16 protein-coding genes and 1 tRNA gene are annotated in these 12,391 nt (G+C 44.5%); 1 reads left to right on the top strand and 16 read right to left on the bottom strand.

Translation table 11 applies throughout. From position 1 onward, the window contains the following. Positions 1–2: 2 nt before the first annotated feature. Positions 3–1,226 (bottom strand): ABC transporter substrate-binding protein, encoded by a 1,224-nt coding sequence (locus HXT25_RS01855; protein ID WP_075038418.1) that lies wholly within the window; start codon positions 1,224–1,226, stop codon positions 3–5. Between the two features lie 198 nt (positions 1,227–1,424). On the opposite strand from HXT25_RS01855, the gene HXT25_RS01860 reads away from it, so the two are divergent. Then, positions 1,425–2,441, top strand: coding sequence for a LacI family DNA-binding transcriptional regulator (locus tag HXT25_RS01860; RefSeq protein ID WP_004114395.1), 1,017 nt, complete (start codon positions 1,425–1,427; stop codon positions 2,439–2,441). A 287-nt stretch (positions 2,442–2,728) separates the two neighbouring features. Here the strand turns inward: HXT25_RS01860 and HXT25_RS01865 are convergent. The 15 genes from HXT25_RS01865 to rplR form a co-directional block, all read right to left on the bottom strand. Beyond that, positions 2,729–2,814: transfer RNA gene (locus tag HXT25_RS01865), tRNA-Ser, on the bottom strand. Positions 2,815–2,913: 99 nt separating this feature from the next. Beyond that, positions 2,914–3,846 carry a tRNA pseudouridine(38-40) synthase TruA gene (gene truA, locus HXT25_RS01870; protein ID WP_004116034.1) on the bottom strand — a complete coding sequence of 311 codons (933 nt, stop codon included), beginning with the start codon at positions 3,844–3,846 and terminating at the stop codon, positions 2,914–2,916. 87 nt (positions 3,847–3,933) lie between these two features. After that, a complete protein-coding gene (locus HXT25_RS01875; RefSeq protein ID WP_004138632.1) occupies positions 3,934–5,250 on the bottom strand; it encodes an Mbeg1-like protein in 1,317 nt (438 codons plus the stop codon). Between the two features lie 153 nt (positions 5,251–5,403). Next, positions 5,404–5,838, bottom strand: a complete 435-nt coding sequence (gene rplQ / locus HXT25_RS01880) for a 50S ribosomal protein L17 (RefSeq protein WP_004114389.1) — start codon at positions 5,836–5,838, stop codon at positions 5,404–5,406. Between the two features lie 79 nt (positions 5,839–5,917). Continuing rightward, a complete protein-coding gene (locus HXT25_RS01885) occupies positions 5,918–6,913 on the bottom strand; it encodes a DNA-directed RNA polymerase subunit alpha (RefSeq protein ID WP_004114387.1) in 996 nt (331 codons plus the stop codon). Between the two features lie 79 nt (positions 6,914–6,992). Next, positions 6,993–7,391 (bottom strand): 30S ribosomal protein S11, encoded by a 399-nt coding sequence (gene rpsK, locus HXT25_RS01890; RefSeq protein WP_004105468.1) that lies wholly within the window; start codon positions 7,389–7,391, stop codon positions 6,993–6,995. Between the two features lie 83 nt (positions 7,392–7,474). Next, complete coding sequence (gene rpsM, locus HXT25_RS01895; protein ID WP_004105472.1) at positions 7,475–7,852, bottom strand: 30S ribosomal protein S13; 378 nt, start codon at positions 7,850–7,852, stop codon at positions 7,475–7,477. A 132-nt stretch (positions 7,853–7,984) separates the two neighbouring features. After that, complete coding sequence (rpmJ, locus tag HXT25_RS01900) at positions 7,985–8,098, bottom strand: 50S ribosomal protein L36 (RefSeq protein WP_003842636.1); 114 nt, start codon at positions 8,096–8,098, stop codon at positions 7,985–7,987. 21 nt (positions 8,099–8,119) lie between these two features. Continuing rightward, positions 8,120–8,338: a translation initiation factor IF-1 gene (infA, locus tag HXT25_RS01905; protein ID WP_004105485.1), complete on the bottom strand. Its 219-nt coding sequence runs from the start codon at positions 8,336–8,338 to the stop codon at positions 8,120–8,122. A 148-nt stretch (positions 8,339–8,486) separates the two neighbouring features. Next, on the bottom strand, positions 8,487–9,047 hold the full coding sequence (locus tag HXT25_RS01910; RefSeq protein WP_004114385.1) for an adenylate kinase: 561 nt from the start codon (positions 9,045–9,047) through the stop codon (positions 8,487–8,489). 63 nt (positions 9,048–9,110) lie between these two features. After that, positions 9,111–10,451 carry a preprotein translocase subunit SecY gene (gene secY, locus HXT25_RS01915; protein WP_004116039.1) on the bottom strand — a complete coding sequence of 447 codons (1,341 nt, stop codon included), beginning with the start codon at positions 10,449–10,451 and terminating at the stop codon, positions 9,111–9,113. 202 nt (positions 10,452–10,653) lie between these two features. After that, entirely contained in the window at positions 10,654–11,109 is a 456-nt protein-coding gene (gene rplO, locus HXT25_RS01920) for a 50S ribosomal protein L15 (RefSeq protein WP_004114381.1), read from the bottom strand. Between the two features lie 2 nt (positions 11,110–11,111). Further along, positions 11,112–11,294 carry a 50S ribosomal protein L30 gene (gene rpmD, locus HXT25_RS01925; RefSeq protein WP_004114379.1) on the bottom strand — a complete coding sequence of 61 codons (183 nt, stop codon included), beginning with the start codon at positions 11,292–11,294 and terminating at the stop codon, positions 11,112–11,114. Next, positions 11,294–12,022 carry a 30S ribosomal protein S5 gene (gene rpsE / locus HXT25_RS01930; RefSeq protein ID WP_004114377.1) on the bottom strand — a complete coding sequence of 243 codons (729 nt, stop codon included), beginning with the start codon at positions 12,020–12,022 and terminating at the stop codon, positions 11,294–11,296. The genes rpmD and rpsE overlap by 1 nt, the downstream gene beginning before the upstream one ends. Next, positions 12,019–12,390, bottom strand: coding sequence for a 50S ribosomal protein L18 (gene rplR, locus HXT25_RS01935; protein WP_004114376.1), 372 nt, complete (start codon positions 12,388–12,390; stop codon positions 12,019–12,021). Before rplR ends, rpsE begins: the two co-directional genes overlap by 4 nt. Position 12,391 lies beyond the last annotated feature (1 nt).

A 12,391-nucleotide genomic window follows, 5' to 3' on the forward strand; every position in this document is an offset into this window, starting at 1 on the left:
CTCTATTTCAACACTTCTGACAGAGCATCTTTAGGAGATACACTAGAGCTTGGATTATACATTTTTTCAAAAGCTAGAGAAAGCTGATCAGATTTTTTGCTCCAATCTTTAACAATGAAACTAGCTGGAGTAAATCCATCAGACAATTGCAACATATCATAGAATGGGCGGTAATGCGGCTTTTTATTCATACCTTCTGATTTCACAACACTTATTCTTACAGGTAATTCAGTTCCGATACGAGACTTATTTGCCTCATCATTTGTCCAGAACTTCATAAACTTCCATGCCAAATCCTTATGTTTGCTATTCTTTGACATAGCAACACCCGAAGAGCTTAAAATAGAAACAGACTTTTTCTTCGCATGGTCAAATGACGGTATATTTACAATCCCATAATTAAGCCCATCTTTATCAAAAGTATTCAAAGCCCAAGCTCCATAAACGAACATAGCTACATTGCCAGATCTAAATTCATCAGTACCATTAGATTCGGTGGCAACTGCAATGCCTTCTTTGCCCATATCTTGGAAAAGCTTGAATGCTTCTAAAGCTTTATCAGAATTTACATTACCTTTCAAATTACCGTTTTTATCAGTATATTTTGCACCATTACTCCACAAATACATTTCAAAATCATAAGGATCAGGTTTCATTTGATATGCAAAACCCTTAACGCCAGTCTTTTTCAGAATCTTCTTCGAAGCAGAACGAACATCATCCCAAGTCCAATTATTTGTAGGTTCTTCAACTCCTGCTTTCTTAAAGATATCCTTATTGTAATACAATGCGTGAGTGGTGAATCCAACAGGAAGACCTAAAGTTTTGCCATCATAAGAGTTATAATTCCAAAGAGTTGGGTAGAAAGCATCTTTGTAAGACTTACCTTCTTTCTTAATGTATGAATCAAGAGGTTCGAGACCATTTGCGTACCCAGGATAATTCCACATATACATTACATCTGGCGCATCATGAGAACCCATTCCAGCACTAATTTTTGCGTCAAAGTCCTTACCATACGCTTCTAGCGTTACATGAACATCCTTATTTTCAGAATTAAACTTATCAACTAACTGCTGTTGACGATCAACATCTTCCGCTACATCCCATGTAGCAAATCGAAGTTGAACTTTACTATTATCAGCAGTTGAAGAACCGCATCCAGACAAAAGCATTGATGTTGACGCAATCAATGCACATGCAAATAAAATTGATGACTTTTTCATAGAAACTCCTTTGCTAAACACAGTGATTTATCAGCAAGGATTCGACGTATATTCGCCGATTAGCATCATTGCTTAATGTCATTCTAGCGAAAAAAATACATTTGTGCAATCGGTTGTCCTACGGCGTGTCGGCATCATACTTCTGGCAGATTATAATGATAATAATAGATTTTTATTTGTTGCACGCATTGAGGACATATGAACACATCCCGTAAAAAAGCAGTAACTCTTGCAGATGTTGCTGCAGCTGCAGGAGTGTCTCGCTCAACTGCATCACGCGCACTAAATCATTCTCCGCGTATAAGTAAAGGTACAACTGAGCGCATAGAAGCTCTTGCAACGACGATGGGATTTGTTCCAAACGCTCAAGGACGAGCACTTGCTTCTGGTAGAGCAGAAGCAATCGCAATACTAGTCACTGAACCACTTAATGAATTATTTACTGATCCAACTTATGGAGCATTTATCGGAGGGATCACTGCAAAATTAGCTCAGACTTCTTATCTACCGATGTTACTGCAAGCAAGCAGCGATGATGAACGCCAAAGAGTAAAACGACATTTGGAATGTAGGTCTTTTGACGCAGTCATTGATATATCTCCATACACTGATTCTTACTTGTTAGATATAATGAATAAACTTCATACCCCTGGAGTATTGTTAGGACAAATCACAAATGAACGCTATCAAGGTATGTTTTCTGTAGTATATTCTGACGATACAAAAGGAGCTAAATTAGCTGCTCAGACAATTGTAGATCGCGGAAGAAAGCATCCTGTAGCAATAGTAGGACCTCGCGATAATCCGGCTTCACAATACAGAATTAAAGGATACACTTCCGTCTTTGGAACTAAGTTAAGTCCAGATTCTATAATCTACACACAATGGGATGCAGCTGCTGGATTTGCCGCAATGATGCAAATCCTGAGCCAAAAGAAGCCAGTTGATGCAGTATTAGCTGGATCTGATCGCATAGCAGTAGGAGTTCTTGAGGCATTAAAACAATACAACCTACAAGTTCCTGACGATGTGTCAGTTATTGGTTTCGATGATCATAACCTTGCACAAACTACAACACCATCGCTTACTACGATACATCAGCCGCTCTATGAAGAAGGACAATTAGCTGCTGAGCTTGCTATGAAAATGATTGAAGGTCAAGAGCCAATAACATCCATTCTTCAAATGAAATTAGTAATAAGAGACTCAGTGTAATTACTCCACAACACACATTATTTTGTGAACAAATACACTACAAGGTAATCACGATTACCTAAGCCTATCTTTCCCGCATTTGTTCTCTTTTTAAGCAAATCTGACTACAAACACGGGCGCTAGACCTGCCTTCGCGCTTAAAGCGTAGCGCGCGAGCGATTTTCCCGAGATTGTTTACGTATTTGGCGATTTTGGAAACAATATCGGGCGAAAAGAAACAAACGCAGGCAAAAATACACAAACGCAAACAAAAAGGGCTTCTAGCCAATCGCTAGAAACCCTGCTTGCGGATGAAGCGAGATTTGAACTCGCGGAGGGTGTAACCCTCACACGCTTTCGAGGCGTGCTCCTTAGACCGCTCGGACATTCATCCATTTTGCGCAAACTGCAAAATGCAGAAAGAAACGCAACTTTTCAATTGTAAACCAACCCTAGAATATACACAAATTTGTGTTGAGAATTTTGCAAACAATCAATCAAGTTCTTCAAGAGTTCGACGAGCGCGAATCGCATTAGCCCTAACTTCAAGTTGATCTTTCGGAGGATATTCAACATATTCCAAAGTCAAACCATTAGACGCAATAGGACCAGTAGATCCTTCTCGAATCGGATTTTCAATCTTATCCTTAAACCAGTCAACAGAACGCTTACCGCAACCAACTTGTACACAAGCCTGAACAAGAGAACGAACCATATTATGTGCAAACGCATCAGCAACAATAGTAAACTCAATCAAACCGTGCTCAATAGGTGGAATATTGCCAGTTGATCTAGAAGCAATAGACGAACCAACAGGCGCGCAACCATCCAAACAAACGCGATTCCAAACCGCTTTTTTAACGCAGCGAATCGTAGTTCCACCAGGATTTGGACGAGCAAAAGACCCAAAATCATGCAAACCAACAATCATCTGTGCTGCCTGATTCATAGAATTGACATCTAAATCGTAATCAATTTGCAACACAAAACCACGCATACGCGGATCCAAATTCTCGCGATTTGCCGCATCACTAATCCTATACACGTATGTGCGATCAAGCGCAGAAAAACGAGCATCAAAACCGCTTGGTGCAATGCTTACACTGTGAATCGAAATATCTTTAGGCAAAACCCCACGAAGCCTATATTCTAAAGCTTTTACAGGCGTCAAATTTGTGTGACCGACGCAATTTTGTAAAATATCATCTTCTACATCTAAATGACAAACCTGATAAGAAGCATGAACGCCAGTATCCGTGCGCCCAGCAACTGTTAGTCGAAGCGGAAAACAAGAATCGCCATCATGTACACGCAAAACTTTATATAAAGCGTCTTCCAAAGTGCCTTGAACTGTTCTTAAATTCGGCTGCCTAGCCCAACCGTAAAAATCACCGCCATCATAAGCTAAATCTAAACGAAGACGCATCAAAAAAACCTTCCAAAACAATTATTATAAAAACCGAATATTAGTCGCCCTAGTCGCCCTAGTCGCCAGACTGCAACGATAATCTTTTCAATTCTTATGTTCTGCTCCACCAACACCAGTAAACGCACTCATAATATTACGAATTAACTCATAAGTCTTTGAATCCATATGCGTTGCTATGCTCAATATTTTCGGCAAAAGCTCAGACCAATGCGCAGAAATCTCGTCAAAAGTCGGATATCCTAAGCTAGTTAAAGCGTTGTAAACACTATCGATTCTGCGTTTTCTTTCTTCGAAAGGCAAATTCAACATCCAATCATTAGCAGCTTTAGAAACAGCAAGTGCACGCGGAGTTACATGATCACAATAGTCAAAATCTCCATCTTTAACCTGCCAATACATGCCAAAATGTTGCATCAATCCAATAGAATCAGCAAGCGTAACCTTATACGGTACGCCAGTATCCATAATCAATCCAATAAAAGCAGATTGTGGAACGACTTTTTCAATCCTGGAAACAACGCGAGAAAAAACCTTTGGATCAACAACATCCGAGCCAAAACTAGGACCGTCCATAGAATAAATTTTACTGACAAGATCACCAAGTTGTTGATTTTCTGCATCCAAACGCATTGCCGCATATGCAGCCATATTCCCGCCTTTTGAATGACCCACAACAAATATTTTAGGATTATCACTTAAATCGCAATCATTGCTATTTTCTAGATTGCTATTCTTATTATCGCTATTTTCTAGATCGACCTTATCCAGATCGATATTCTTAAAATCATTCTTCTTATTAAACAAATTCGCGAAATAATCGGCAACACTGCTACAAATCCCACGAATACCGCCACTTTTGCAAGAATCTTTACACGCGCGCCTAGATATAGAGAGCAAATATTCTGCAGCAGACTCTTGAGCTGGAACTGGGCAGCGAAAAGCCATATTAAAATCTTCCTTCCACCCAACAAGAGTGTTATCAGTCCCCCTGAAAGCAACAACAAAACATCTATAGCCAATACAATCAGTCAAATCAAAAGTAACTGCAGCAAACTGCTGTTCACACGAATCATCAACCTTCGACTCATCAAAACGCTCAAGAACCTCGCCGACTCGCATTCCCCTATATCGCGGACTAGCTGCAACAGCGAGAAGAAGACTCTTTCGAAAATCATCAACTTTAGCTGAACCAGAGCTAAACATTGAAGAAAAATCCTCACCGCGAAGCAATTCGCTTAAAGGAACGGTTGCTAGTGCGTTAGAATCGTCATTATACTTTGGAATCGATTCAGGCATGCAAACATACGCCAACTCGCATAAAATAAGCGAATCTACGGCGTTGAATTTTCTATCTTTAAAGTTAGTAAAATCGTTATTCACTAAATCGAGAATATTTGTCATATTTCAATAATAATTGATACCAGATATAGAAAAGATATATCAGATATAGAAAAACGGGCTGGAGATAAAACTCCAACCCGTTCAATAAATCTAAAACACGACGACTACTCGTCGAAAGATTTACTTACCGATGCATCAAGATGCTAATCTAAGCTACTCGGCTGCTTCTTCTTTAGCAGCAACTTTAGCAGCAGACTCAGCTTCCTTAACGACAGCCTTCTTTGGGCTTACTGGCTCAACAACAAGCTCAATAATAGCTTGTGGAGCAGTATCACCACGACGAGGAGCCATCTTAACGATGCGGGTATAGCCACCTTCACGCTGCTTCATCTGCTCAGCAATTTGAGTGAAAAGCATGTGAACAACGGACTTATTGCGGATCACGCGCAACACACGGCGGCGCGAATGCAAGTCGCCACGCTTAGCGAATGTTATCAAACGCTCAGCAAGTGGACGAAGACGCTTTGCCTTTGGCAAAGTAGTCACAATACGACCGTGCTGGAAGAGGCTAGTAGCCATGTTGGCCAGCATCAGGCGCTCATGCGCTGGGCTAGAAGCCAGACGAGGCCCTTGTTTCGGTGTAGGCATTATTACTCCTTATTGTCGCAGAATTCAGGTGGGCAAAAACCCGAACATCCAAAAACCACGACGATTGGCGGTGGACTGTTTACTCGTCTTCTGGCGAGAAGAACGTGCCACCTTCGAGATTATTGGCGTCAAAGCCAAGCGGCGAGGCCTTAAGAGACAATCCCATAGACTGCAATTTCTCTTTAACCTCATCGATGGATTTCATGCCGAAATTACGAATATCGAGCAAATCCTGCTCAGTGTGTACTACCAGCTCACCAACAGTGTGGATTCCCTCACGCTTCAAGCAGTTGTAGCTGCGCTGCGTAAGATTCAAATCCTCAATCGGAGTAGCCATCTGAGAATCAACTTCTCCCATGACTGGAGCTGGACCAACTTCAACACCTTCTGCATCGACGTTAAGCTCACGGCAAAGACCGAAAAGCTCAACCAAAGTCGAACCAGCAGATGCAACTGCATCTCGTGGTGTAATAGCTGGCTTAGTTTCCACATCCAGGATGAGCTTATCGAAGTCCGTGCGCTGTTCCACGCGGGTAGCTTCGACCTTATAGCTCACCTTCAAAACTGGTGAGTAGATCGAATCCACTGGAATGCGACCGATTTCGCTGTTTTCCTGCTTGTTCATCTGAGCAGGTACATAGCCACGACCGCGCTCCACGGTGAACTCAATTTCAAGCTCACCATCTTCAGCAAGTGTAGCGATATGCATCTCTGGATTGGCAATAGTGACGCCAGCAGGAGGAGTAATATCTCCAGCTGTTGCTTCACCCTTGCCGCTCTTGCGAAGATACATCACTACTGGCTCGTCATACTCACTTGTAAGTACGATACCCTTAATGTTCAGCAGGATTTCAGTGACATCCTCTTCAACACCTGGCAGAGTCGTGAACTCATGGAGAGCACCAGAAATGCGTACCGAAGTTACGGCAGCACCTGGAATGGAGCTCAATAGGGTACGACGCAGCGAATTGCCGAGCGTGTATCCGAAACCTGGTTCCAACGGCTCAATTGTAAAGCGAGAACGCTGGGGATTCAGTGATTCCTCGGTAAGTGTTGGACGCTGTGCGATAAGCACTTTTGTATCCTTTCAGCTTCTGGTCGGTGGTGCACTCGCCGCCCATAAGCGGGTTGGATGGATGGATTCGTAAGAGTGCTCAGACGCGGCGACGCTTTGGTGGGCGAACGCCGTTATGCGCTTGTGGGGTGACGTCGGTAATAGAACCGACTTCAAGACCCGCGGACTGAAGGGAACGGATAGCGGTTTCACGACCGGAACCTGGACCCTTAACAAACACGTCGACCTTCTTCAGGCCATGTTCCATTGCCTTACGAGCAGCAGACTCAGCAGCCATACCTGCAGCGTAAGGAGTCGACTTGCGGGAACCCTTAAAGCCGACATCGCCACCGGAAGCCCAAGAAAGGACTGCACCCGATGGATCGGTGATGGAAATAATCGTGTTATTGAATGTTGATTTAATATGCGCCTGCCCAACCGGTACCGACTTGCGGTCCCGGCGACGCGGCTTGCGCGAGGCTTGCTTTGCAGCTGCCATTGACCCTCGTTTCCTAATGACGAATTAGTTGGTATGTCTAGGCGATGAGAATTAACTCGTGGCCTAGAGCCGACCACCGACTACTATCTGGTGGCCTTCTTCTTCCCGGCGACAGTACGCTTCGGACCCTTACGAGTACGAGCATTAGTCTTAGTACGCTGACCACGCACAGGAAGACCCTTGCGATGACGCTGGCCTTGATAGCAGTTGATCTGAATCTTACGACGAATGTCTGCATCGATTTCACGACGCAAATCGCCTTCAATCTTATAATTAGCTTCAAGATAATCACGCAAAGTGATTAACTGTTCATCCGTAAGATCCTTGACGCGAGTATCCGGATTAACACCGGTCGCGGCAAGCGTTTCCTTAGCGCGAGTACGGCCTACACCAAAAATGTAGGTGAGGGCAATCTCAATGCGCTTCTCATTGGGAATATCTACTCCGGCAAGACGTGCCATTGTAATTCCTTTACTATTACGCAGGTCGTGCACCAAGTCTCCCGCAATCATGCGGCCTGGGCCTGCGCACCCAGGGTTCAGCTTTAGCTGCGACTTAGCGCCTTATCCTTTATCTTCGCGGTGGGGATCCACTCAGCCCTGACGCTGCTTATGACGTGGGTTGATGCAAATCACCATGACGCGACCGTGACGGCGGATCACGCGGCAATTTTCGCAGATCCTCTTCACGCTAGGGCTGACCTTCATGGTTTTCCTTTGCTTGTACCTTTACTTATAGCGGTACGTAATACGACCACGGTTCAAATCATAAGGGCTCATCTCCAGCACAACACGATCTTGAGGAAGAATACGAATATAATTCTTACGCATCTTTCCAGAAATCGTAGCCAGTACAATGTGCTCGTTCTCAAGCTGAACGCGAAACATCGCGTTTGGCAGTGCTTCAACTACCGTGCCTTCGACTTCAATCACACCGTCTTTTGCCATGAGCCTCGTTCCGTTCCTTGGACGTACTACTTTACGTATCCGAAGACACGCCAATCTTCTATGATACAGTAAATGCGCCCAATACAACACTCGGCGTGTCGCAAAAGGCGCATTATAAATACGAGAAAATCTAAATTTTAAATAAATCTCATACCAAAGACTCAACTATGCGATTGTTGATTTCAGCAATATCGCCAACACCATCAACCTCAACAAGCTGACCACGGCTTTCATAAATATCAAGAAGAGGAGCAGTTTCCTTCTCGTAAGTTTCCAAACGAGTAGCAATTACCTCAGGAGTATCATCTGAACGACCCTGCTCAATTGCGCGCTTCTTCATACGCTCAAGCAAAACCTCACGCTCCGCTTCAAGAGCAACAACGTGATCCAAAGGAGTACCAAGCTCCTCAAGCATAAGATCCAAAGCCTTAACCTGAGACGCATTACGTGGATATCCATCAAGAATCCAGCCATTCTTAGCATCATCCTGAGCAAGACGATCCTTAACAATGCTATTTGTCAATTCATCTGGAACAAGCTCACCCTTATCAAGATAACCCTGAACCTTCTTACCAAGCTCCGTTTGATTCTTCAAGTTGTAACGGAAAATATCGCCAGTAGAAATAGCAGGAATCCCATAATGCTCTGCAAGCAAAGCAGCCTGAGTGCCCTTACCAACGCCCTGTGGTCCCATAATTAGCAATCGCATATTAATCTCCTTGTTTCTTTATGCTCCATCGCAAATCTTAACAACAAAACCTATCTAGTAATACTATTTAGCAACTTGCTTACTATCGTTATGATCAAACAAGAATCCAGCATATTGGAACTGCTCGGTCTGAGCCTTGGCTTGACGCAAAGTATCCAAACCAACACCTGCGATAATAAGAATCGTAGTACCACCAAATGGAAGCTTCATATTAAGGTGCAAAGACATAATCAAAACTGTTGGAATCAACGCTACGAATAGCAAATAGACAGCACCAACAGTGTTTAATCTATTCATGACATAGCTAAGATAGCGACTTGTAGCACTACCAGCACGAATACCTGGAATAAAACCGCCGTATTCCTTCATGTTATCTGCAGTTTCATCTGGATTAAAAGTAATCTCAGTGTAGAAGAAGCAGAAGAACACAATCATAACTGTGTACAAGGCTATGTACCACACAGAAGTAGAGTTTGCTAAATTGGCATTAATCCAACGCACCCAATCCTTACGACTATCACCGAACTGAGCAAGAAGAGTTGGAATAGCAAGAATCGAGGATGCAAAAATTGGTGGGATAACACCACTCATATTGACCTTAAGAGGTAAGTATGTAGAAGAACCGCCATACATCTTACGACCAATCATTCGGCGCGTATACTGTACAGGAATTCTACGCTGAGCAAGCTCCACGAAATCAACAAAAATAAGAATTACAAGCAGAACGCCACCGACAATAGAGAACTTGGTCCAATCGCCATTAGTACCATTGGTTCCCCAACCAATTTCCCACAGCTTTGGAAGGAAGCCAGAGCAGATAGACATGAAGATTAACACTGACATGCCCTGACCAATACCCTTATCCGTAATAAGTTCTGCCATCCACATGATCAAACCAGTGCCACCAGTCATAATCAAAACCATAACCAGTAAGCTCCACATAGAGCCATCTGGAATAACCTGACCACACTGATAATTAAATAGTGCACCAGAACGTGCAGTAACCAAAATGGTTGTGGACTGTAAAATTGCCAAGCCAATAGTCAAATAACGAGTGTACTGAGTAAGCTTTGTTTCTCCAGACTGACCTTCCTTGTGAAGAGCCTCAAAACGAGGAATCACAACCCTAAGCAGCTGAATAACAATAGACGCCGTAATATAAGGCATAACGCCCAATGCAAAAATAGACAGCTGCAAAAGCGAACCACCAGAGAACAGGTTCACCAAACCAATAAAGTTTTCACTAGAAGAGGCAAGCTTAGCTGTGCAAGCACGTATAACTTTGTAATCAACGCCAGGAATTGGAATAAAGGAACCAATTCTGTAGATGATAATCATTGCGAAGACGAAGAGGATCTTATTCCTCAACTCCTTCGTCCTGAAGGCCTGGATTAACGTTTTCACCTGGGTCTTCCTCCCTTTTTTGCGCTACGATCTAGGCGCAACAGTAAAAAAACAAACTCTGAGGCAATAGTTTATATCACGGTGCATACCGATACAGTCATTCCGTGAGTTTAGACAATAAAAAATAATCCCTCCAGCCAAAACTAGAGGGATTATTAAACAGTCAAATCACTGCGTTAATTAGCATTATCAGCTGAGTACATTACTCTTCGCTAACAGAGCCACCAGCAGCTTCAATCTTGGCCTTAGCAGATGCAGAAGCTTTAACTCCCTTAAGAGTCAAAGCAACCTTAAGATCGCCATCACCCAAAACCTTAACTGGGTAACCATCACGCACAGCGCCCTTAACTACCAAATCAGCAACAGTAACTTCGCCACCATTTGGGAAGAGCTCTTCGAGGGCTGCAACATTAACAACCTGGAACTCTTTCTTGAATGGGCTCTTAAAGCCACGAAGCTTAGGCAAACGCATGTAAAGTGGAAGCTGGCCGCCTTCAAAGCCTGGACGAACTTGGTAACGCTTCTTCGTACCCTTATCGCCACGACCCGAAGTCTTACCCTTAGAGCCTTCACCACGACCCACGCGAATGCGATCCTTCTTAGCTCCTGGAGCTGGACGCAACGTGTGCATGTGCAACATTGGTTCTTCATTAGCCATAATCAGTCAACCTCCTCAACGCTCAGCAAGTGGCGAACGGCCATAACCAAGCCACGATTGACTGGATTGTCCTCGCGAACAACGCTCTGGCCAATCTTGTGAAGACCGAGAGTTTGAACGTTCGCGCGCTGACGCTCGGTGGAATGAACCAAACCGTGCACCAGAGTGATCTTCAAGTTAGCCATCACTCACCATCCTTTGCTTGGGCAGCCTTAGCAGCCTGAGCTTCTTCACGAGCCTTGCGAGCTTCGGCAATGCCTGCAGCGCGCTCACGAAGCAATGCGTCTGGTGCAACTTCCTCGAGGGAAAGTCCACGACGAGCGCAAATCTCCTCTGGCTCTTCAAGCTTCTTCAAAGCATCCACAGTAGCGCGAACCACGTTAACAGCGGTTGCAGAGCCCATGGACTTGGTGAGGATATCGGTAATGCCAGCGCACTCCATAACAGCACGCACAGCGCCACCAGCAATTACACCAGTACCTGGAGCAGCTGGACGAAGCAAAACTGTGCCAGCAGCATCGTGACCCAACACAGGGTGGGTTACGGTACCACGAATACGTGGAACAGTGAACATATGCTTCTTAGCATCAAGCTGACCCTTAGCGATAGCTGCTGGAACTTCGCGAGACTTACCGTAGCCAACACCAACAGTGCCCTTACCGTCGCCAACAACAACAAGTGCTGCAAAGCTAAAGGTACGACCACCCTTGTGAGTCTTGGAAACACGGTTAATAGTAACTACGCGATCCAGAAGCTCTTCGCCGCGGTTTTCTTCACGACGGTTACGACGCTCTCCGCGCTTACCTTCGCCCTTAGAGCGACGGGAACGGCGATCGTCAGTACGCTCCTCGGCGGATGCCTGAGTGTTCTGAGTTTCTTCAGCCACTTGGGTTTCCTTTTCGTTATCGCTCACAGTGCTAGACCTCCCTGACGGGCGCCTTCAGCTACTGCTGCGACGCGACCATGATACTTATTACCGCCACGATCGAAGATTACAGCGGTAATACCCGCTTCCTTCGCCTTGGCAGCGATTAACTCGCCAACCTTGGTAGCAGCTTCAGTCTTCGTACCAGTAAAACCAGCGAAGTCAGAAGTCAAGGTGGAAGCGCTTACAAGGGTAAGACCCTTAGTGTCATCCACAATCTGAGCAACCATGTGACGGTTAGAACGAGAAACTACCAAACGTGGGCGCTCTGGAGTGCCAGAAATGCGCTTACGAAGACGGGCGTGACGACGCAAACGCGCGACTTTGGTACCCTTACCGAAAATCTTAACGCTCATA

Origin of the sequence: Gardnerella sp. DNF00476 (assembly GCF_049262735.1) — a bacterium.
Taxonomy (GTDB): Bacteria; Actinomycetota; Actinomycetes; order Actinomycetales; family Bifidobacteriaceae; genus Bifidobacterium; species Bifidobacterium vaginale.